Origin of the sequence: Rhodococcus wratislaviensis (genome assembly GCF_900455735.1) — a bacterium.
GTDB classification, from domain to species: domain Bacteria; phylum Actinomycetota; class Actinomycetes; order Mycobacteriales; family Mycobacteriaceae; genus Rhodococcus_F; species Rhodococcus_F wratislaviensis.
In genome coordinates this window covers 124,849-144,894 of the sequence record NZ_UAUI01000025.1, presented here as the reverse complement: position 1 = coordinate 144,894, position 20,046 = coordinate 124,849, and the positions used below count along the sequence as shown (strand labels likewise).

The 20,046-nt window shown below is 68.5% G+C and carries 22 protein-coding genes; 13 read left to right on the top strand and 9 right to left on the bottom strand.

All coding sequences use genetic code 11. The annotated features are described in order from the left end of the window. The 5 genes from DTA22_RS29425 to menD all read right to left on the bottom strand — a co-directional run bounded on the left by DTA22_RS29425 (nucleotide 1) and on the right by menD (nucleotide 5,474). The gene (locus DTA22_RS29425; RefSeq protein ID WP_037233487.1) at nucleotides 1-699 is read right to left on the bottom strand and encodes a demethylmenaquinone methyltransferase; all 699 of its coding nucleotides are present in this window, start codon (nucleotides 697-699) and stop codon (nucleotides 1-3) included. A 62-nt stretch (nucleotides 700-761) separates the two neighbouring features. Then, complete coding sequence (locus tag DTA22_RS29420; protein ID WP_037233484.1) at nucleotides 762-2,138, bottom strand: NAD-dependent succinate-semialdehyde dehydrogenase; 1,377 nt, start codon at nucleotides 2,136-2,138, stop codon at nucleotides 762-764. A gap of 55 nt (nucleotides 2,139-2,193) precedes the next feature. Continuing rightward, the gene (locus DTA22_RS29415; protein WP_218027725.1) at nucleotides 2,194-3,339 is read right to left on the bottom strand and encodes a glycosyltransferase family 4 protein; all 1,146 of its coding nucleotides are present in this window, start codon (nucleotides 3,337-3,339) and stop codon (nucleotides 2,194-2,196) included. 72 nt (nucleotides 3,340-3,411) lie between these two features. Further along, a complete protein-coding gene (locus DTA22_RS29410; RefSeq protein ID WP_112301795.1) occupies nucleotides 3,412-3,852 on the bottom strand; it encodes a DUF3592 domain-containing protein in 441 nt (146 codons plus the stop codon). Beyond that, nucleotides 3,849-5,474 carry a 2-succinyl-5-enolpyruvyl-6-hydroxy-3-cyclohexene-1-carboxylic-acid synthase gene (gene menD, locus DTA22_RS29405; protein WP_037233479.1) on the bottom strand — a complete coding sequence of 542 codons (1,626 nt, stop codon included), beginning with the start codon at nucleotides 5,472-5,474 and terminating at the stop codon, nucleotides 3,849-3,851. Before menD ends, DTA22_RS29410 begins: the two co-directional genes overlap by 4 nt. 93 nt (nucleotides 5,475-5,567) lie before the next feature. Between menD and DTA22_RS29400 the strand changes: the two genes are divergently transcribed. Continuing rightward, nucleotides 5,568-6,164, top strand: a complete 597-nt coding sequence (locus tag DTA22_RS29400; RefSeq protein ID WP_037233476.1) for a flavin reductase family protein — start codon at nucleotides 5,568-5,570, stop codon at nucleotides 6,162-6,164. A gap of 65 nt (nucleotides 6,165-6,229) precedes the next feature. Next, the gene (locus DTA22_RS29395) at nucleotides 6,230-7,057 is read left to right on the top strand and encodes a siderophore-interacting protein (protein ID WP_112301794.1); all 828 of its coding nucleotides are present in this window, start codon (nucleotides 6,230-6,232) and stop codon (nucleotides 7,055-7,057) included. A gap of 54 nt (nucleotides 7,058-7,111) precedes the next feature. On the opposite strand, the gene DTA22_RS29390 is transcribed toward DTA22_RS29395, so the two are convergent. From DTA22_RS29390 to DTA22_RS29380, 3 genes are read right to left on the bottom strand one after another with little or no spacing between them, the layout of a single operon-like run. Beyond that, nucleotides 7,112-7,558: a DUF6918 family protein gene (locus tag DTA22_RS29390; RefSeq protein WP_005258295.1), complete on the bottom strand. Its 447-nt coding sequence runs from the start codon at nucleotides 7,556-7,558 to the stop codon at nucleotides 7,112-7,114. Nucleotides 7,559-7,603: 45 nt separating this feature from the next. Beyond that, a complete protein-coding gene (locus DTA22_RS29385; RefSeq protein ID WP_112301793.1) occupies nucleotides 7,604-8,605 on the bottom strand; it encodes an o-succinylbenzoate synthase in 1,002 nt (333 codons plus the stop codon). Between the two features lie 4 nt (nucleotides 8,606-8,609). After that, nucleotides 8,610-9,263, bottom strand: a complete 654-nt coding sequence (locus DTA22_RS29380) for a PaaI family thioesterase (protein ID WP_112301792.1) — start codon at nucleotides 9,261-9,263, stop codon at nucleotides 8,610-8,612. 73 nt (nucleotides 9,264-9,336) lie between these two features. Between DTA22_RS29380 and DTA22_RS29375 the strand changes: the two genes are divergently transcribed. Continuing rightward, the gene (locus tag DTA22_RS29375; protein ID WP_037233464.1) at nucleotides 9,337-10,230 is read left to right on the top strand and encodes a 1,4-dihydroxy-2-naphthoyl-CoA synthase; all 894 of its coding nucleotides are present in this window, start codon (nucleotides 9,337-9,339) and stop codon (nucleotides 10,228-10,230) included. A 7-nt stretch (nucleotides 10,231-10,237) separates the two neighbouring features. On the opposite strand, the gene DTA22_RS29370 is transcribed toward DTA22_RS29375, so the two are convergent. Continuing rightward, the gene (locus tag DTA22_RS29370) at nucleotides 10,238-12,565 is read right to left on the bottom strand and encodes an arylsulfatase (protein WP_112301791.1); all 2,328 of its coding nucleotides are present in this window, start codon (nucleotides 12,563-12,565) and stop codon (nucleotides 10,238-10,240) included. Between the two features lie 153 nt (nucleotides 12,566-12,718). Between DTA22_RS29370 and DTA22_RS29365 the strand changes: the two genes are divergently transcribed. The 10 genes from DTA22_RS29365 (at nucleotide 12,719) to DTA22_RS29320 (ending at nucleotide 20,022) form a co-directional block, all read left to right on the top strand. Next, entirely contained in the window at nucleotides 12,719-13,168 is a 450-nt protein-coding gene (locus DTA22_RS29365) for a hypothetical protein (protein ID WP_037233459.1), read from the top strand. Nucleotides 13,169-13,171: 3 nt separating this feature from the next. Next, complete coding sequence (locus tag DTA22_RS29360; protein WP_037233456.1) at nucleotides 13,172-13,567, top strand: VOC family protein; 396 nt, start codon at nucleotides 13,172-13,174, stop codon at nucleotides 13,565-13,567. Between the two features lie 79 nt (nucleotides 13,568-13,646). Further along, on the top strand, nucleotides 13,647-14,855 hold the full coding sequence (locus tag DTA22_RS29355) for an inorganic phosphate transporter (RefSeq protein ID WP_112301790.1): 1,209 nt from the start codon (nucleotides 13,647-13,649) through the stop codon (nucleotides 14,853-14,855). Nucleotides 14,856-14,865: 10 nt separating this feature from the next. Continuing rightward, complete coding sequence (locus DTA22_RS29350; protein WP_112301789.1) at nucleotides 14,866-15,132, top strand: hypothetical protein; 267 nt, start codon at nucleotides 14,866-14,868, stop codon at nucleotides 15,130-15,132. A 45-nt stretch (nucleotides 15,133-15,177) separates the two neighbouring features. Beyond that, nucleotides 15,178-15,531: a DUF3349 domain-containing protein gene (locus DTA22_RS29345; protein WP_037233450.1), complete on the top strand. Its 354-nt coding sequence runs from the start codon at nucleotides 15,178-15,180 to the stop codon at nucleotides 15,529-15,531. Nucleotides 15,532-15,533: 2 nt separating this feature from the next. After that, the gene (locus DTA22_RS29340; protein ID WP_009474690.1) at nucleotides 15,534-15,833 is read left to right on the top strand and encodes a DUF3349 domain-containing protein; all 300 of its coding nucleotides are present in this window, start codon (nucleotides 15,534-15,536) and stop codon (nucleotides 15,831-15,833) included. Further along, nucleotides 15,830-16,975, top strand: coding sequence for an o-succinylbenzoate--CoA ligase (gene menE, locus DTA22_RS29335; protein WP_112301788.1), 1,146 nt, complete (start codon nucleotides 15,830-15,832; stop codon nucleotides 16,973-16,975). The genes DTA22_RS29340 and menE overlap by 4 nt, the downstream gene beginning before the upstream one ends. A gap of 170 nt (nucleotides 16,976-17,145) precedes the next feature. Further along, a complete protein-coding gene (locus tag DTA22_RS29330; protein WP_112301914.1) occupies nucleotides 17,146-18,060 on the top strand; it encodes a hypothetical protein in 915 nt (304 codons plus the stop codon). A gap of 148 nt (nucleotides 18,061-18,208) precedes the next feature. Continuing rightward, nucleotides 18,209-19,195 carry an ATP-binding cassette domain-containing protein gene (locus DTA22_RS29325; protein WP_112301913.1) on the top strand — a complete coding sequence of 329 codons (987 nt, stop codon included), beginning with the start codon at nucleotides 18,209-18,211 and terminating at the stop codon, nucleotides 19,193-19,195. Continuing rightward, a complete protein-coding gene (locus tag DTA22_RS29320; protein ID WP_009474694.1) occupies nucleotides 19,192-20,022 on the top strand; it encodes an ABC transporter permease in 831 nt (276 codons plus the stop codon). The genes DTA22_RS29325 and DTA22_RS29320 overlap by 4 nt, the downstream gene beginning before the upstream one ends. Nucleotides 20,023-20,046 lie beyond the last annotated feature (24 nt).

Genomic DNA, 20,046 nt, shown 5'->3' with positions numbered 1-20,046 from the left:
TCAGCGGGTGGCGCGGTGCAGGGCAACCACGCCGCCGGTGAGGTTGCGCCACTGCACGTTCCGCCACCCGGCCGCCTCGATGCGCAGCGCGAGTTCCTGCTGAGTCGGCCAGGCGCGGATGGACTCCGCGAGGTACACGTAGGCGTCGGGGTTGCTGCTGACGGCGCGCGCGACCCGCGGCAGCGCCTTCATCAGGTACTCCATGTAGACGGTGCGGAACGGCCCGAACACCGGGGTCGAGAACTCGCTCACGACGAGACGCCCGCCGGGCTTGGTGACGCGGGCGATCTCGCGGAGACCGGCGTCGAAGTCGGAGACGTTGCGCAGCCCGAAGGAGATCGTCGCGGCGTCGAACACGGCGTCGGCGTACGGCAGGTGCATCGCGTCGCCCGCGACCATCGGGACGTCGCGTCCGCTGCCGGCCTGCAGCATCCCCTTGGAGAAATCGGTGGCCACACACCACGCACCCGACCGTCCGAGCTCGACGGTCGACACTCCGGTCCCCGCCGCGAGGTCGAGAACGCGCTCGCCCGGCTTCAGGGCCAGGGCCGAGCGCGTCGCCTTGCGCCAACTGCGATCCTGACCGAACGACAGGATCGTGTTGGTGAGGTCGTAGCGCTTCGCGACGCCGTCGAACATCGACGCGACCTCGTGCGGATCCTTTTCGAGCGACGCCCGCGAACCGTGTGTAGTTGCCACGCCCGAAACGCTACCAACCGCGCCCGGCGCCGATGTCGGCGCCGGGCGTGGTGGCGAGGCGGTCACTTCTTGGAGACCCGCACCAGCTTCTTGTTGACGAATTCGTCCATCCCCCACGGACCGAGTTCGCGGCCGACGCCGGAGCGCTTGACGCCGCCGAACGGCAACCCGGGGAGCGTCGTGCCGTGTTCGTTGACGAAGGCCATGCCGACGTCGAGCCGGTCGGCGACCTCACGTGCCCCGTCGAGGTCGGTGCTCCACACCGAACCGCTGAGACCGTAGGAGGAGGAGTTGGCGAGTTCCACGGCTTCGTCGGCGGTGGCGACCTTGTAGACGACGCCGACCGGCCCGAACAGTTCCTCGCTGTACGCCCGCATCTCGGGGGTCACGTCGACGAGGAGCGTCGGTTCGACGTATGAGCCGGGACCGTCGATCTTCTTCCCGCCAGCGAGGAGCGTCGCGCCCTTGGCGATGGCGTCCTCGATCTGCTCGATCAGCGAATCCGCGGCACTCTGCGAGGACAGCGGCCCGAGGACGGTCTTCGCGTCGAGCGGATCGCCGGTCGGTGTGGCCTTGAACGACTCGGCGAGCTTCGAGACGAACTCATCGTAGTTCGGCTCGGTCACGATGAAACGTTTGGGCGAGTTGCAGGCCTGGCCCGCGTTGGACAGGCGGGCACGGGTCGCGGTCTTGACCGTGGCGTCCATGTCGTTGGTGTCGAGGACGACGAACACGTCGGACCCGCCGAGTTCGAGCACCACCTTCTTGAGGTTGCGGCCCGCCGTCTCGGCGACACTGGTCCCGGCCCGCTCACTGCCGGTGAGAGAGACACCCTGAACACGCGGATCCGCGATCATGTCGGCGATCTGCTCGTTGGTGGCGAACACGTTGATGTACGCGTCCTCGGGGAGACCGGCCTGCCGGAAGATCTCCTCCATCAGCAGCGCCGACTGCGGACAGTTCGGGGCGTGCTTGAGCAGCACGGTGTTGCCGAGCATGAGGTTCGGCGCCGCGAAACGGGCCACCTGGTAGTACGGGTAGTTCCACGGCATCACGCCGACGAGCGCACCGATCGGCCTGCGGTAGACCACGGATTCGTCCGCGCCCGGCACGTCGAGCCGTTCCGCCTCGAGCAGCGCGGGACCGTTGTCCGCGTAGTAGCGGTAGATCGCCGAGGAGAGCTTGACTTCGCCTTTGGCCTCCCGGACGGGTTTGCCCATCTCGAGGGCGATCATCCGCGCCAGTTCGTCCTCGCGCTCCGCGTAGAGATCGGCGGTCCGGCCCAGAATCCGGGCACGTTCCTCGGCGGGGGTCGTCCGCCAGTCGAGATATCCGCTGTGGGCGCGGGAGAGCGCCGCCTCCACTCCTGCATCGTCCAAGGTCGTGAATTCCCGGACGGTTTCACCGGTCGCGGGATTGACAGTCTTGTACTTGGCCATACCTGGGCAACGACGAGACGCCCCCTGCAAGTTCCCGCGGCTACCGATCCGGTGGTCAGGCCGCTCGCGATTCGCGGGCGCCGTGCCCGCCGGTGACCGCCGCGTAGTGGCCCAGCAGTTCGTCGCAGATCGCGGGCCACGTGCGGTGCAGTACCGACTGCCGGGCGGCCTCCCCGAAGCGGGCCCGCATGCGGCGGTCGCTCAGTGCCTCGACTGCGCTCGGCAACAGTTCGCCGAACCGGTCGACGGGAAGCAGGTAGCCGTTGCGGCAGTGCGCGACCAGATCGCGCGGTCCACCGGCATCCGGTCCGATCACCGGCACCCCACTGGACAGCGCCTCCTGCACCGCCTGGCAGAACGTCTCGTGCTCGCCCGGGTGGACGAAGACGTCCAGGCTCGCGTAGGCCTCGGCGAGCTCCATACCGCCGAGCTGGCCGGTGAACACCGCATCGGGCATCAGGCGGCGCAGACGGGCTCGCTCCGGGCCGTCGCCGACGATCACCAGCTGGACCCGCTGGTCGCCGGAGAGTGCGGCCAGCCGCTCCACGTGCTTCTCGGGCGCGAGCCTGCCCACGAATCCGACGACCAGCCGGTCCGAGCCGTCCAGCCAGGAGTCCCGCAGACCGGTGCTGCGCCGGGACGGCGCGAATCGAGCGGTCTCCACGCCGCGCGACCAGCGGTGGACCCGCGGAATCCTCTGCTCGGCGAGTGCCTCGACCGCCGACGTGGACGGCGCGAGGGTGCGGGTGCAGCCCCGGTGGATGCGACGCGTCCAGGCCCACGCCGCGCGGCTGGTGATGCCGAGGCCGTAGCTCTCGGCGAAACCCGCCACATCGGTCTGGTACACGGCCACCGTGGGGACGTCGAGCCGGTGCGCCGCGCCGAGCCCGCCGGCCCCGAGCAGGAAGGGCGACGCCAGGTGCACGACGTCGGGGTCGAACGCCCGCAGCGCGGCGGTGAGTCCGGGCTGCGGCAGACCCACCGGGAGCGAACTGACCTTCGGAACCATCACCGCGGGGACCCGGTGGACGGGCACACCGCCGTGTTCGGTCGGCGCGGACGTCTGCGATCCGACCGTGTCCGGGGCGACGACCATCGCCTGGTGTCCGGTGCGCTGGAGGTGGTCGAGGACCCGCAGCACCGAGTTGGTCACACCGTTCATGTTGGGAAGGAACGATTCCGCGACGATGGCTACTCTCACGCGTTCAGCGTGGCAGTGCTCGTGGTCACAGCAGCGAGATCGACGTGACCGTCGCGCGAAGTTCCGGGAAACTCAGGATGACACGGCCGGCTGGGCCTCCGCCGGGCTCTCCCGCCGCCGCAGGTACCAGATCACCGGTCCCGCGATCAGCCACGTCACGACGATCAGCGAACCGGCGGGGACGACGGCCACGCTGGCGTCGCGTCCGGACACCCGCACGAGGTCGGGTTCGCTGCGCGCGTACTCGACGTCGATGCGCTGCCCCACCGTGAGCTTCGTCGGGTACAGCACGCCGAGTTCGGGGTTGTGCGTCACCCCGTCGGGCGTGACGAAGCTGATGGCCGACCGCAGCGAGCCCGCCGACAGCACCTCCGCCGTGGCCACGCCCCGGTCGGATTGGATGGTGTGGTCGTTGCGCCAGGCGGCCAGCACGAGGAGCACGGCCAGGACCGAGATGCCGATCGCCGCCACCAGCACCCCGCGCCGGACGCGCCGCGTCACTCGCGCATTCACAGTTGTGCCCGCACCGCGGCGTGCAGTTCGCGCAGCCCGGAACGTTCGGTGGTCACCTCGAGCACCCGGATGCCGCGGTCGCCGGGCGCCTCGGGGGCGCTCAGCCGCGTCGACAGCTCACCCAGACCCACCAGGTGATGCTCCACCCGGTACGCGGCGCAGAGTGCGGCGAGATCCATCCCGTGCGGAGTACCGAAGACCCGTTCGAACACCCCGGCGTACTGCGGATCGCCCTGCTCGAGCAATTCGAAGATGCCGCCACCGTCGTCGTTCGCGACCACGATCGTCAGGTCCCGGGGACGCGGTTCGCCCGAGCCGATGAGCAGCCCGGACGCGTCGTGCAGGAACGTGAGGTCGCCGAGCAGGGCCACCGTGCGCCCCTCCTCGTAGGCCAGCGCCGCCCCGACGGCCGCGGACACGGTGCCGTCGATGCCGGCGACACCCCGGTTGGAGAGCACCCGGATCTTCGGCGCCGGATAGCTGACGAGCGCGGCGTCGCGCACGGGGTTGGACGCCCCGAGCAGCAACTGGTCGCCGTCGGTCAGGGCGTCCATGACGGCCGCCGCCACGTGCAGTCCCGTCGCCTTCGGGTGGGCGGCGAGTTGCGCGCGCACCGCCTTGTCGGTGTGTTCGGACAGCGTGCGGCACCGGTTGATCCAGGCCCGGTCGGGTTCACCGGACACGACCGCGCGGGTTCCGGTGGCCAGCACGTTGCCGGACACGTCGGGCCAGCGGGGGCCGGTGGTGAGCGCATAGACGGCCACCGCCGGATCGGCCAGAACCTTCGACACGGACCGGTGGAGTGTGGGGCGTCCAGTGATGACGGCCTGCCGCGGCTTGAGCTGCGGCAGCGCCATCGGATGCACCGGGATGCCGTGCAGAGGCGCGGTCGGCTCGGCGACCGTCGGAAGTCCGGCAAGTTCCGGCCGCAGCGCGGACCCGTGCCCGGAGACCACGATGGTGTCGGGGGTGAGGTCGAGGTCCATCGGCACGTCGAGCGTCGCGTGCTGGGTGGTGGTCCACGCCGCGCCACCCGGTCGTCCCTGCGGGACCGGGCCTTGCGCGTGGACGTCGGGAACAAGCGGTTCCCGGAGCGGGATGTCGAAGTGCACGGGACCGGCGTTGCCGGACCTCGTGCCGCGCGCGGCGGCGAGGACCCGGCACACGGCCGAACGCCACTGGCTGTTCTGCCCGGCGTCGTCCTCGGCCAGGCCCAGGCTGATGGTCGCGCGCACCTGGCTGCCGAACAGTCCGAGTTGCTCGATGGTCTGGTTGGCGCCCGTGCCGAGCATCTCGTACGGGCGGTTGGCGCTGAGCACCACGAGCGGCACCCGGGCGTAGTTCGCCTCGAGGACCGCGGGTCCGAGATTGGCGACCGCGGTGCCGGACGTCATGACGATCGGGACGGGGCGCTTGCCGGCCACGGCCAGGCCGAGCGCGAGGAATCCGGCGGTGCGTTCGTCGATGCGCATGTGCAGACGCAGCCGGCCCTCGAGATCGGCGGCCTGCAGGGCGAACGCCAGCGGCGCGTTGCGCGAACCCGGGCAGAGCACGACCTCGCGTACTCCCCCGCGGACCAGTTCGTCGACGACCGCGGTGGCTTGTGCAGTGGACGGGTTCACGACATCAAGAGTGTCAGATACTCCGGCAAGTCCGTCCGGCGACCTCGCCGGGTGAGTTCACGGCCACATCGCGGGCGCTGACACCATGGACGCATGCGCACTGTCTTCGATCCCGCCGAGCTTCCCCCGCACCGCATGTACCAGGTGCTGACCGCTTCGATCGTGCCCCGGCCGATCGCATGGGTGTCCACGGTCTCGGCGGACGGGGTGGCCAACCTGGCCCCGTACAGCTTCTTCTCGGTGTCCAGCACCCGCCCGCCGGTGGTGCAGTTCACCTCGGTCACCCGCAAGGACAGCCTCCGCAACATCGAGGCGACGGGAGAGTTCGTGATCAACCTGGCGACGGAGCCGCTGATGTCGACGGTCAACGCCAGTTCCGCCACGTACGACAGCAATGTCGACGAGTTCGCCGCGCTGGGCATCGACACCGAGCCCAGCGAGCGGGTTCGTCCCGTCCGGGTCGCGGGTTCGCCGGTCGCCATCGAATGCACCCTGCACCAGGTGATACCTGTCGGTGATTCGTTCGTGGTGATGGGCGACGTCGTCACGGTCGCGGTGCGGTCCGAGGCGCTCGCCGACGACGGACTCCCGGACTTCGCGGATCTCGCCCCGCTCAGCCGCCTCGGCCGAAACGAGTGGGGTCTGCCGCCGAAGGTCGTGATGCTCGACCGCCCGCATCGCCCCGAATAACCGATCAATTGGTTAGGCTTACCTGACATATCGCACCGCTATTCCTCGGGGGAGCACCCAACGCCATGGCTCAACGCAGCAAGTTCGTCAAACCTCAGAGTCGCCGGATCGCGTCCGCGCGAGTCGTCGCCGGCAAGCAGATCAGCCCGAACTTCGTCCGCGTCACCATCGCGGGCGAGGAACTCGACTCCGTCGCCCCGATGGGGTTCGACCAGTGGTTCCGGATGTTCATCCCCCAACGGGGACAGAGCACGCTGCGGCTTCCGACCAGTGCGAGCAACCTCTGGTACGCCCAGTACAAGCTGATGTCCAAGGACACCCGGCCGGTCGTGCGCAACTACACGATCCGCGAGATCCGCGTGGCGGGGTCGGGAACGTTCGGCGACACCACCGAGATCGACATCGACTTCGCGTCGCACGGTGACCTCGGTCCCGCGTCGGCGTGGGCCAACTCGGCCGCGGCCGGTGACGAGGTGGCGATCCTCGACGAGGGCCTGATCTACAACCCGACGCCGGACGCCGAGTGGCAATTGCTGGTCGGTGACGAGAGCGCGCTTCCCGCAATCGTGGGGATCCTGCGTTCGGCACCGCGGGACCTGCGGGCCGAGGTGTTCGTCGAGATTCCCGATGCCGAAGACGCTCAGGAGGTTTCGGTGGGCGACGGCGTGAACGTGCACTGGCTGGTGCGCGAGGACGCCGATGCCCGTCCGGGAGTACTCGCGCTGAACACGGTGAAGCAGGCGGAACTGCCTGACGGGCCGTCCTACACGTTTGTCGCAGGCGAGAGCGAACTGACGACGGCGTTGCGACGCCACCTCGTCAACGAGCGCCGCATCCCGAAGGCCGACATCTCGTTCACGGGGTACTGGCGCCACGGTCACGCTGCCAACTGACCGCAGGTGAGTGGCAAAGCGTGCCGGGGCACACTTTGCCACTCACCTGGGTTCTCAGTTGGCGTGCTTCTGAACGAGGGCGCCCAGACGCGGAAGTGCCTCGATCACATTCTTCTTCGCCGACGGACGCAGCGACGAGTACACCTTCTTGACAGCACCGCGGTCGCTGCCCTCGATGCGCTCGTCGGTCACCCCGAGGAGCGAGTCCGCGACCTCGTCGCCACGCGCGACCAGGTACTCGGAGAATCCGGCCTCACCACTGGCGGTGAAGGCCTGCCAGTACGGCTCGAGCTTGGTGACGAATGCCGGCAGCAGGCCCTCGATGGCGTCCGGCACGATCGACGGTCCCACCTTCTTGACGGCGCCGTATCCACCCTTGAGTGCCAGTCCCGAGGCCCCCGACTTGTCCGAAACCTCCGCGTCGATGAGAGCCTGGACGTCTGCGATGACCGCAGGAACGCGCGACTCGTCGAGCAGGGTTTCGTTCAGAGCTGCAACCACTTTCAATGCCTCCGTATTGACTGAGCGATCAGGTCCGGCCAGACACTATACGAAAACCCGGACTCCGCGTTGTTCGAGCAGGCCATGGCACCGACGCGCCCGCTCGACCCACCAGCGTGAACGCTCCGCGGACGCGGCGAGCGCCGTGACGCGTTCGACGTCGGGTACCACCGCTTCGACGGTGAGCTCGCCGTCCACGGGTTCGCGGGGACGGGCCACGTCCGCCTCGAAGAGGCCCCCGGTGCCCAGACCGCACGCGAACTGCAATTCGGGGAGGGCGGCGGCAGCGGCGACACCGGCGGCAATGCCGACAGCGGTGTCCAAGGCGCTCGACACGACCACCGGCACACCGTACGAAGACAACTCGTCCGCGAGCGACAGCAGTCGTCGCATTCCCCCGAGCGGGGCGACCTTCACGACGGCCACGTCGGCACCGCCGGCGCGCACGACCTTCAGCGGATCCTCGGCGCGCCGGATGCTCTCGTCGGCGGCCACCCGCACGTCGGGCATCCGCCTGCGGACCTCCACCAACTCGGGCACACTCGCGCACGGCTGCTCTACGTATTCGAGCGGACCGTCGACGGTCAGTGCCCGCAGCGCGGTCTCGGCCTCGTCGACCGACCATCCCCCGTTCGCGTCGACGCGCACGTTCGGAACGAGTGCGCGGACCGCCCGCACCCGCGCGACGTCGTCGTCGAGGGTCTGTCCACGTTCGGCCACTTTCACTTTCGCGGTCCGCGCGCCGGGGTAGCGCTCGAGAACCGCGGGCACCCGGGCGGCGTCGACGGCGGGGACGGTGGCGTTGATCGGCACCCGCTCCCGAACCGCGGGTGGCGGCCCGAGCCAGGCGTCCTCGATCGCCGACTGCAACCAGTGCGCCGCCTCGTCGTCCGCGTACTCGGGGAACGGCGCGAACTCGCCCCACCCGGCGGGACCGCGCAGCAGCAACGCTTCTCGCGTCGTGATGCCGCGGAACCGCACGCGCATGGGCAGACTCACCACGACGGCGTCGGCCAGGACCTCCTCCACGGAGGGCAGGGACGTCACGGGGTCAGGGCTGCCCGGGCAGCAACTGGAGCATGAGGGCCTCGCAGTCGGCGAGCAACGTGTCGTCCTGCATCAACCGTGCGGTGATGAACGTCTTGCGCCCCTCCACCCGGTCGACGCTGCCCTCGACGGTCAGATGCGTGTCGAGCGGTGTGATCGCGCGGTAGTTCACATGCAGGTAGGCGGTACGGCTGATGGGCCGCCCGTATGCGTGGACGATCATGCCCATCAAGTCGTCGAACAGCAGGGGCAGTGTGCCGCCGTGCGCGGCGCCGTTGCCACCGAGGTGGTAGCGCCGGAACATGCCCGCGCTGCGCACCCCCTCGGGCCCGAACTTCTCGATGTTCCACGGCGGCATGAGGAGACTCCCCCGGCCCGGCAATTCGATGGTGCGGCCCGCCGGCGACCGCCCCTCGGGAACGACGTGTGGTCCGAGCAGTTCGGCCAGCTTCTCCACCTGGTCCGCGGCCTGCGTGAGCACGTCGTCCGGGGCGTTGACCGACACCGCGAGGTCCTGCAACGTGCGCATTCCCTCGACGAACCGCGCCCAGTCCGGACCGGGTGTCACCGGCTCGTATTTGGGGAACCCGCCGTGGTGCTCGTACTCGTCGTCGCCCTTGCCGTCGAGACGGGTGACGTCGGCAGCCTGTTCGCTCATACCTGCACGGTAAACCCGGGCAAAGTCCTGCGCGCGCGGACACCCGCCAACGGCACCCGATAACCTCGGAGCCGTGACTTTCAACCCGCAGCACTGGCGACCGGTTCCCGGTTTCGAGAACCTGACCGACATCACCTACCACCGGCATGTCACCCAGGGAATCGTCCGGGTGGCGTTCGACCGTCCCGAAGTGCGCAACGCCTTCCGCCCGCACACCGTCGACGAGTTGTACCAGGCGCTCGACCACGCCCGGATGACGTCCGACGTGGGCGCCGTGCTGCTCACCGGCAACGGTCCGAGCCCCAAGGACGAGGGCTGGGCGTTCTGCTCCGGCGGCGACCAGCGCATCCGCGGCCGCAGCGGATACCAGTACGCGGAAGGCGAAACCGCGGACACCGTCGACAAGGCACGCGCCGGACGCCTCCACATCCTCGAGGTCCAGCGGCTGATCCGGTTCATGCCGAAGGTCGTCATCTGCCTCGTCAACGGCTGGGCCGCGGGCGGCGGTCACAGCCTGCACGTGGTCTGCGACCTGACGCTCGCCAGCCGTGAACACGCCCGCTTCAAGCAGACCGACGCCGACGTCGGCAGTTTCGACGGCGGGTACGGCAGTGCCTACCTCGCCAAGATGGTCGGCCAGAAGTTCGCCCGCGAGATCTTCTTCCTCGGTGAGACGTACACCGCGGAGGAGATGCACCGGATGGGCGCCGTCAACAAGGTCGTCGACCACGCCGAACTCGAGGACGTCGCAATCGACTGGGCCACCAAGATCAACGGCAAGTCCCCGCAGGCCCAGCGCATGCTCAAGTACGCGTTCAACTTGCAGGACGACGGTCTCGTCGGGCAGCAGCTGTTCGCCGGCGAGGCCACCCGCATGGCGTACATGACGGACGAAGCCGTGGAGGGCCGCGATTCCTTCCTCGAGAAGCGCGAACCTGATTGGAAGCCGTACCCCTGGTATTTCTGAGCCTTCCCTACGTGTACTCGACCGCCATGCGGTCGATGGTGCCGTTGAACGGGAACGGCGCCCGGTCGTAGTAGTCCAGCGACACCGGGGAACCGAGGCAGGTGCCGACGTCGAGACAGTCGTTGGCTGTGAACAGCAACGGCACGCTCACCGGCACCTGCCCCTCCCCGACGACGGTGCCGTCGGCACAGAGCTTCACGTTCAGCGGTCCTCCGGGCCGCGCCTCGACGAACTCCGTCACGACCTGCACGGTGCGGGTGCCCGGCGGGATCGGCACGGTCGAACGAATCTTGGTGCGCATCAGGATGAACAGGTTGTACTCGTAACAGAGGTAGCCGTCGTCGACGAAGCACGTGAGTCCGCCGGCATTGCTTCCCAGTGCGTAGAGCACGCCGTTCGGATTCTCCGGCGCGGAGAGGTCGAGGGTGACCCGGTTGTTCTTGTTGCCCAGCGCGGGAGCACAGAACTCGGGCATGCGGATCGTGTCGCCGGAGAACTCCCAGCTCGTGTACGGCGTCGTGATCCGCTGCTCGGGATGCAATGCGATGACCCACAGCCCGCCGCCGATGGGAAGCGCATTGTTCTTCGCGGCCTCGATCACGAACAGTTCCCGCAGTTGCGCCAGCTTCTGCGGATGCTGCTCGGCGAGATCCCGGTTCTGGGTCCAGTCCTCGTCCAGGTTGTAGAGCTCCCACACGTCGTCGTCCGGGCTCCAGTCGCGGATGCCACCGGGCACACCGGCCGCCCAGGGTGCGCGCGGCCCGAACGCGGACGCCATCCAGCCGTCGTGGTAGATCGCCCGGCTGCCCATGATCTCGAAGTACTGGGTGAGCTTTCCCCCGGCCGCGCCGCGTTCGACGAGCGTCTGCGCGAAGCTGGCGCCGTCCACCGGGTCCTGCGGAACACCGTTCACCGTCCGCGGCGGGGTGATCCCGACGATGTCGTACAGCGTCGGCACCACGTCGTTGCAGTGCAGGAAATGCGTGCGGGGTGCCGGGTCCGGTGCCACCTTCGCCGGCCACCGGACGACCATCGGGTTGCGGGTGCCACCGAGATGGGAGGCCAGCAGCTTCATCCCCTTGTACGGTGCGCTGCCCGCCCACGCCCAGCCCGCGTGATACATGTTGTCGGTCTTCGGCGACCCCAGGACGTCGAGGCCACCGAGTTGTTCGAGTGCCGCGATGTGCTGCGCCGGTGTCGTCGGAATGCCGTTCTGCGCCAACAGTTCACTGATCGTGCCGTTCTGGCCCTCACCCGACGAGCCGTTGTCGCCCCAGATGTACAGGATCAGGGTGTCGTCCCGGTACCCGAGACGGTCCAGCTCGTCGAACAGCCTGCCCACCTGGACGTCACAGTGCTCCGCGTACCCGGCCGCCACCTCCATCAGCCGGCGCTGGAACGGTTTCTCGTCCTCGGGAATGTCGTCCCACGCCGCCATCGTCGGGTCGCGGTCGGTCAACTCGGCTTCGGGCGGGATCCAGCCCTTCTCCTTCGCCCTCGCGAAGACCCGCTCCCGGTAGGCATCCCATCCGTCGTCGAACTTCCCGGCGTACTTGTCGGCCCACGGCTTCATGATGTGGTGCGGTCCGTGCAGACAGCCGCTTGCCCAGTACATGAAGAACGGCTTGTCGGCATCGAACGCCTTGTGCCTGCGCAGCCAGCCGATGGCGTCGTCCGCGAGGTCCTCACTGAGGTGGTAACCCTGCTCCGGTGTCTTCGGGGGCAGCACCACCGTCGTGTTCCGCACCAGGTTCGGCTCGTACTGCGACGCCTCGCCGGCGAGGAAGCCGTAGAAGTACTCGAACCCGAGACCTGTCGGCCAGTTGTCGAACGGACCGGCGGCGGTGGTCTCCTCGGCCGGTGTGTTGTGCCATTTCCCGAATGCGGCAGTGCTGTACCCGTACTGGCGCAGCACCTCCGGCCCCGTCGCACTCGACCGGGGGATGTGGCCGGAGTAGCCGTCCCAGTCGTTGGCCAGCTCGGCGATCTGCCCGTTCCCGACGCGATGGTGGTTGCGGCCGGTCAACAGCGACGCCCGGGTCGGCGAACACATTGCGGTCGTATGGAATCGGTTGTAGCCGACACCGTCCTGCAACATCGCATCGAGCGTCGGGGTGTTCACCTCACCGCCGAGACCGCTCGGCAGGCCCGGCCCGGCGTCGTCGATGAGAACGATCAGAATGTTCGGGGCGTCGTCGTGGAGCCGCCGCTCCTTCGGATGGGGGCTGTACACCGACTCCTGCATGGTCCGGCCGGCGATGCTTCCCGACGGCGTCGGCGGGAACGGTAACGATTCGCCACCCGGAATCGGCACGCCTGTCACGCTCGAACTCATGGCCCAGTCCCCTCGTCGTCCGACGCTGCCTGTCCAGTCCAGCACCGGCCGGTCGCGCGCGAGTAGACCCTCGGGGGGTGAAATCCGCGGGCGGATTCGTCGCCTCGGCAGGAGAGGGCGCGCGGCGACCCCGATTCGGGCACACTGACCCACATGAGCATCGACCGCGAGCTCCCCGCACCGGAACATCGTCGTCCGCCCGGAGTCAGTGACGACACCGTGGCCGCGCTCGGGAAGTTGTCCGAGGCCCTCGAAACGGTCGAGCGTGCCCGCGGGCACCTCTACTCGTTCCATCAGCTGATCGGACACGCCGATCTTCAGCTCGGTGAAGCCGTCGACGCGCTGCGGGACGCGGGACACGCGGCCGTCGCGGACCGGGTGCAGTCCGAGCTGGTGGGGCGCAACGTCGTCGAGGGCCGGTGGACGTTCCAGCTCGTCGAGGAGTTCGACGACCACTACTGGTCGCCGCTGCGCGAGCACGAACGTGGTGCTCGTCACGAACTCGCCGACGGACGGCGGCACCTGTTCGAGGCGGAGATGAAGGAAGATCGACGCACACACGGCCGGACGGGACACGAAGCCCGGCCCGGCGAAGGAGGGTGACGGGTGGAGATCCTCAGCAGCAGGACGATTCTACGGCCGCGCGACTACACGACGACGCTGAGCTTCTACCGCGACATCCTCGGCCTCGCCACCGCCCGCGAATACCCCGGGGGCACGGTGTTCTTCGCCGGTCAGGGCCTGATCGAGGTTGCCGCGCACGGTGGAACCGGTGAGTCGTCCTCCTTCGACGGCGCCCTGTGGCTGCAGGTTCGCGATCTCACCGCGGTCCAGACCGAGCTGGTTCTCGCCGGGGTGAAGATCGACCGCGAGGCCCGGCAGGAACCGTGGGGACTGTACGAGATGTGGATCGCGGACCCCGACGGAATCCCGATCGTTCTGGTGCAGATCCCGGAGGATCACCCCATCCGCCGCGACTCCCGTCCGAAGGGTGAGAACTGACCGGAGGCCATACGCAGGAGTGATCCTGTGCACCGGACGTCAGCTGTACTTTTTCGGTTGAAATCCGCACAATCTGGGTGTGACCGCAGAGCTCGTAGTTCTCCTGGTGGTGGTCGTCACCGCCCTCGCTTTCGATTTCACGAACGGCTTTCACGACACCGGCAATGCAATGGCCACCTCGATCGCGACGGGAGCTCTGCGCCCCAAGGCCGCTGTCGCGCTCTCCGCATCGTTGAATCTGGTCGGCGCGTTCCTGTCCGTGGAGGTGGCGGCGACAGTCGCCAAGGGCGTGGTGAACCTGGGCGAAGTGGGCGGCGAGGATCTGCTGCTCATCGTGTTCGCGGGCCTGGTCGGCGGCATCATCTGGAATCTGGCGACGTGGCTGCTCGGCCTGCCGTCGAGCTCTTCCCACGCACTGTTCGGCGGACTGATCGGTGCGGCCATCGCGTCCATCGGCATGAGCGGTGTGGAGTGGGGCGGCGTGCTCAGCAAGGTCGTCGTTCCCGCCGTCCTCGCCCCTGTGGTCGCAGCACTGGTCGCCACTGCGGGCACCAAGCTGGTCTACCGGATCACCTCGGGCGTGCCGGAGGACACCAAGGAGCACGGGTTCCGCATCGGTCAGATCGGTTCCGCGTCCCTGGTGTCGCTGGCCCACGGAACCAACGACGCCCAGAAGACGATGGGCGTGATCTTCCTCGCACTGGTCGCGCACGGATCCCTGTCCGCCGACGACGAGATGCCGTTCTGGGTGAAGCTCAGTTGTGCGATCGCCATCGCGCTCGGCACCTACCTCGGCGGCTGGCGCATCATCCGCACCCTCGGCAAGGGACTCGTCGAGATCGCCGCTCCCCAGGGCATGGCCGCGGAGTCTTCGTCGGCCGCCATCATCCTGACGTCCAGCCACCTGGGACTGCCGCTGTCCACCACACACGTCGCGACCGGCTCCATCCTCGGCACCGGGCTCGGACGCAAGGGCGCCGAGGTCCGCTGGGGCATCGCCGGACGCATGGCCGTCGCGTGGCTGGTCACGCTGCCGTCCGCGGCGATCGTGGGAGCTGTCTGCTGGGTCATCGCCCACATGATCGGTGGTCTGCCCGGTGTTCTCGTCGTGTTCGCCGCCCTGATCGTGCTCGCCGGGTTCATGTACCTGCGCTCCCGCCTGCAGCCGGTGACGTCCGGCAACGTCAACGCCGAGTGGGAGTCGGACGACGCCCACGTTCCCGCCGAACCCGCAGAGCCGGGCGTGGCCGAGACCGCGGACTCCGCCGGTTCCGCCACGAACCGCTGAGGGGCGCACCATGACATTGCTGACCACCACCATCCACTCGCTCTGGCAGGTCATCCTCGTCGGTCTGCTGTTCGGTGCCGGCCTCCCCGCCATCTTCGCGCTCGGACTCCGTTCTCTCGGCGGCGCGGACACCGGTGACGGAGTCTCGCAGCCGACCGTCGCAGGCCGGATCGGCGCCTGGGCCTGCTTCGCCGTGGTGCTGATCGCGATCATCACTGGGATACTGCTATTGATGCAGGGCTTCCTGGCCAGCAGCTTCGGTATCCACATCTTCTGAGCGGCGACCACGAGTCCCGTTCCATCGACGAAAGAAGCCGAACGCGTGCCCAAGAATTCACTTCGCTCCGTGCTCGACTGGCTACGCGCCGGGTACCCCGAGGGAATCCCGGCGAAGGACCATTTCGCGTTGCTGGCCGTGCTGCGTCGCCGTCTCACCGACGAGGAAATCGAACAGGTCGTCGCGCTGTCCATCGAGACGGCCCACGAAACACCTGAACGCCACGTCGACTACGACAACATCCGCCGCCTCATCAGCGAGATCACCCACGAAGAACCGTCCGAGGAGGACGTCGCCCGGGTGACGGAGAACCTCGAGGCCGGAGGGTGGCCGGTCGGACCCGACGCCGAATGCGGCGACGATTCCGGCGACACGGAAGAAACCCGCGACGCAGGCTAACCATGAGCCTTCCACCGTTTCTCTCCTCCATCATCGGCTGGCTGCGGGCCGGCTACCCGAACGGCGTGCCCGAGCAGGACTACATTCCGCTGTTCGCGCTGCTCACCCGCCGTCTGTCGGAAGACGAGGTGGACGCCGTCGCCGACGCCCTCGTCGAGGAGGGCGACATTCCCATCGAGAAGACCGACATCCAGGTACTCATCACCAAGGTCACCGACGAGTTGCCGTTGGAATCGGACGTCGACCGGGTGCGCAGCAACCTCGCCGCGGGCGGTTGGCCGCTCGCCGGGCCTGCACAGTGAGCGAACTGCAGGTCCTGCCCGTCCCGTCGGGTGCCGGGGTTCTCGGCATTCTGCCGCAACTGTCGGCGATCCTCGACGGCACCGCCCCGGCCGCGCTCCCCGTCCCCGCCGCGGACGAGCGGGAGACCCGGCGACTGACGGATGCGCTGCGTCCCGGGGATCGGATCGACGACGGTGTCGCCCTCGTGGTCGCGACGTCCGGCACGACGGGAGTGCCGAAGGGGGCCATGCTGTCCGCGGCCGCTCTCCGCGCCAGCGGTGAGGCGACACACGCGCGGCTCGGCGGTCCGGGCTCCTGGCTGCTGACTCTTCCCGCCCACCACATCGCGGGCATGCAGGTGCTGCTGCGCAGTGTCCTCGCCGGCACCGAGCCGGTGGTGATCGACGTGACCGACGGCTTCGACCCCGATGCGCTGCCTGCCGCAGTCGCGTCGATGAGCGGACCCCGCCGCTACACCTCGCTCGTTCCGACCCAGCTGGTCAAGGCCCTCGACCACCCCGACGCCGTGGCGTCGCTGGCCGCACTCGACGCCGTCCTCCTCGGCGGAGCCGCGACCCCCGCCCCGGTCCTGCGGCGCGCCGTCGACGCCGGCATCACCGTCGTCCGTACGTATGGAATGAGCGAGACGTGCGGTGGATGCGTGTACGACGGGGTGCCCCTCGACGGCGCCCGGATGCGGATCGACGGTGACGGCCGCGTCCTCCTCGGCGGGCCCATGCTCGCGTCCGGTTACCGCGGACTCCCCGACCACCCGGCGTTCGCCGAACCCGGCTGGTTCCGCACCGACGACGCCGGCGCCGTCACCGACGGCGTCCTCAGCATCTCCGGCAGGCTCGACGAGGCCATCACCACCGGCGGTCTCACCGTCGTCCCGCAGGTGGTCGAGGCGGCCCTCGTCGCGCACCCCGCGGTCCGGGAATGCGCGGTGATCGGCCTCCCCGACGAGCGACTGGGGCGCCGCGTCACCGCCGTCGTCGTCGCCGAGCCCGGCACCGAACCGACACTCGCCGAACTCCGCTCCTTCGTCGAACGCACCCTCGACCCCACCGCCGCCCCACGCGAACTGCACCTCGTCGACGCCCTCCCTCTCAGAGGTCCGGGGAAGGTCGACCGGCGCTCGCTGGAATCGCGGTTCGGCTAGCGGGTTCGCCGATCTGCGTAGACATTGGCCAGATGCGCCCGCAATTTCCGCGCGTCTGGCCAGAATCCACGCGGATGCTGTTATCCACAAGCCGACCTCTATCCACAGGCTCCGCGAAAGCCCAGGTGAGCGAACCGATCACCACCGCGGGGGTGGGGCACGATGTCGCCATGAGCGACGACGTGATCTTTCGACGCAGAGCCTTGGCCGACGGTTTCACCGACTCCGAGATCCGGCATGCACGCGATTCCGGACGTCTCGTGCGAATCGCGGCGGGTGCGTACGTTTCCGACGAGCACTTCGCCGCACTCGATGCGCCTGCGCTACACCGGGCCCGCATTGCGGCGGCCCTGCAGTCGCGACCACCCGGCGTCGTGGTGAGCCACACCTCTGCGGCACTGCTGCACGGCATGGACCTCGGCGACCTGCCATTGGAACGGGTGCATCTGACGAGGAGCCAGGCCTCCGGCGGTGGCCGAACCACGGGAGTCCACGTCCACGCCACGCCGTTGGACGCGTCCGACGTCGTCACCCTGGGCGGGCTGGCGGTCACCTCCCCCGCCCGGACAGTGGTCGACACCGCACGCATCTCGACGTTCGACCAAGCCGTCGTCGTCGGCGATTCGGCGCTGCACCGTCGACTCGTCACGCTCGACGAGATTCTGGACGAGGTCGGCAGGGCAGGGCCTCGCAAAGGTATCGCGACAGCGCGGCGGGCAGCGAGCTTCCTTGACGGTCGCAGCGAGAGCCCTGGGGAGTCGCTGAGCCGCATCCAGATCCGTCGGCACAACCTGCCGTCTCCCGAACTCCAGCACGTGCTCCACGACGGCACCGGTGACTTCCTTGGCCGAGTCGATTTCTTCTGGAAAGAATTCGGCGTGGTCGGGGAGTTCGATGGCCTGGGGAAATACGGCGTCGACGGTGGCCAGGCGGCAGTAGCGGTCCACCGCGAGAAGCTCCGAGAGGACGCGATCCGCGACGCCGGGTACGAGGTCGTCCGGTGGACGTGGCGGGACCTGTTCGACTTCGCTGCCGTCAAGGCGCGCTTCGGCAGGGCGTGCGCGCGTGCCGAGCACCGGCGCTGACGGGCGTTTGCCGTGACATTCGCCGGATTCCGGCGCAATTGCCCCTGATTCCGACCAATGTCTGTGAATCCGCAGGACAGCAGCGTCCGCAAGCCCGTGCAAGAGGCGTGCAAGCCCGCTGCAAGGGGTGGGCTGCATCGTCTACGGCATGAACCTCACTGCAACTCCCCCAGCCATCGAGGCCGACGGGCTCGTGAAGCTCTTCGGCCGTCAGCGTGCCGTCGACGGCGTGAGCCTGTCCGTTCCGACCGGGTCGGTGTACGGAGTGCTCGGCCCGAACGGCGCCGGCAAGACCACGACGGTGCGGATGCTTGCGACGCTGTTGCGTCCGGACGGCGGCGAGGCCCGCATCTTCGGCCACGACGTGGTGCGCGAACCGAACGCGGTGCGCTCGCTGGTCGGTGTCACGGGTCAGTACGCGTCCGTCGACGAGGACCTGTCTGCGGTCGAGAATCTGGTGATCTTCGCCCGACTGCTCGGCCTGAGCCGGGGTGACGCCCGCCGCAAGTGCACGGAACTGCTCGAGGAGTTCGACCTCACCGAGGCGGCGACGAAGCCGCTGAAGAATTTCTCGGGCGGCATGCGACGACGTCTGGACCTGGCGGCCAGCCTGATCGCCCATCCCCCGCTGCTGTTCCTCGACGAGCCGACGACGGGTCTGGACCCTCGGACGCGCGCCCAGATGTGGGACACGATCCGCAGGCTGGTCGCGGACGGGTCGACGGTGCTGCTCACCACGCAGTATCTCGACGAGGCGGATCAGCTGGCCGATCGGATCGCCGTCATCGACCGCGGAAAGGTGATCGCGGACGGCACCGCCGACGAGCTGAAGGCGTCCGTGGGCGTCTCCTCCCTGCAGTTGACCCTGGTCGATCGCGGGCAGACCGACGACGCGCGTTCGGTGATCGCCCACACTCTCGGCGTGGAGGTGGCGATCACCCCGGAGATCGGCCGCCTCACCGCGCCGATGACCGATCCGTTGCTCACCGTGGAACTGCTGATCCGACTGCGCGACCACGGGATCGCCGTCAACGAGATCACCGTCCAGAAGCCGAGTCTCGACGAGGTCTTCCTCACCATCACCGGCCACGGCGCAGACGCCACCGAGGCCGACACCGAACGGAGCGTCGCATGACCACCACCCTCGAATCCCGCACTCACGCGGGCCCCCAACCGATTCCGGAGGCCCGGAACCGGATCAGCCTCGAGCAGTCCGTCGCGAACACGCTGACCATGGCGTACCGGGGACTGCTCAAGATCAAGCACAACCCGGAGCAACTGTTCGACGTCGTCGTCCAGCCGATCATCTTCACGTTGATGTTCACGTACATCTTCGGTGGCGCCATCTCCGGCGACGTGGCGTCGTATCTGCCGATCATCATCCCGGGCATCCTGGTCCAGACGGTGATCACCACCTCGATCGTGACGGGCACCCAGTTGCGGGAAGACATGGACAAGGGCGTCTTCGACCGCTTCAAGTCCCTGCCGATCGCCCGGATCGCGCCGCTGTCCGGTGCACTCCTCGCCGACGTCGTGCGGTACGGCATCGCCACGACCATCACGTTCGCCGTCGGTATCGCGATGGGTTACCGGCCCGGCGGCGGTGTCGTCGGGGTGGTGTCGGCCGGCGCGCTCGTCATCGTCTGCGCGTTCTCGATCAGCTGGATCTTCGCCCTGATGGGCGTCCTCATGAGCAAAGCGTCCTCGGTGCAGGGCATTTCGATGCTCATCCTGTTCCCGCTGACGTTCATGTCCAACGCGTTCGTGCCCGCCGACACGATGCCGGGCTGGATGCAGGCGTTCGTGAACGTCAACCCCGTGTCGCACGTCGTGACCGCGGTGCGGGAACTGGTCAACGACGGCCACTTCGGTGTCCATGTCGTGTGGTCGCTGCTCGGCGCCGCCGTGATCGTCGCGATCATGGCTCCGCTGACGGTGCGGACGTACATGCGTAAGGCCTGACACCCGAAGAACGAAGCGAGCCGG

What these genes read in the sequence shown, in the direction of transcription:
- DTA22_RS29380 (WP_112301792.1), bottom strand. Translation starts at nt 9,263, where the DNA reads ATGAGCGAACAGGCTGCCGACGTCACCCGTCTCGACGGCAAGGGCGAC.
- DTA22_RS29320 (WP_009474694.1), top strand. Translation starts at nt 19,192, where the DNA reads ATGACCACCACCCTCGAATCCCGCACTCACGCGGGCCCCCAACCGATT.
- DTA22_RS29395 (WP_112301794.1), top strand. Translation starts at nt 6,230, where the DNA reads ATGGCTCAACGCAGCAAGTTCGTCAAACCTCAGAGTCGCCGGATCGCG.
- DTA22_RS29325 (WP_112301913.1), top strand. Translation starts at nt 18,209, where the DNA reads ATGAACCTCACTGCAACTCCCCCAGCCATCGAGGCCGACGGGCTCGTG.
- DTA22_RS29340 (WP_009474690.1), top strand. Translation starts at nt 15,534, where the DNA reads ATGAGCCTTCCACCGTTTCTCTCCTCCATCATCGGCTGGCTGCGGGCC.
- DTA22_RS29350 (WP_112301789.1), top strand. Translation starts at nt 14,866, where the DNA reads ATGACATTGCTGACCACCACCATCCACTCGCTCTGGCAGGTCATCCTC.
- DTA22_RS29420 (WP_037233484.1), bottom strand. Translation starts at nt 2,138, where the DNA reads ATGGCCAAGTACAAGACTGTCAATCCCGCGACCGGTGAAACCGTCCGG.
- DTA22_RS29370 (WP_112301791.1), bottom strand. Translation starts at nt 12,565, where the DNA reads ATGAGTTCGAGCGTGACAGGCGTGCCGATTCCGGGTGGCGAATCGTTA.
- DTA22_RS29330 (WP_112301914.1), top strand. Translation starts at nt 17,146, where the DNA reads ATGAGCGACGACGTGATCTTTCGACGCAGAGCCTTGGCCGACGGTTTC.
- DTA22_RS29365 (WP_037233459.1), top strand. Translation starts at nt 12,719, where the DNA reads ATGAGCATCGACCGCGAGCTCCCCGCACCGGAACATCGTCGTCCGCCC.
- DTA22_RS29400 (WP_037233476.1), top strand. Translation starts at nt 5,568, where the DNA reads ATGCGCACTGTCTTCGATCCCGCCGAGCTTCCCCCGCACCGCATGTAC.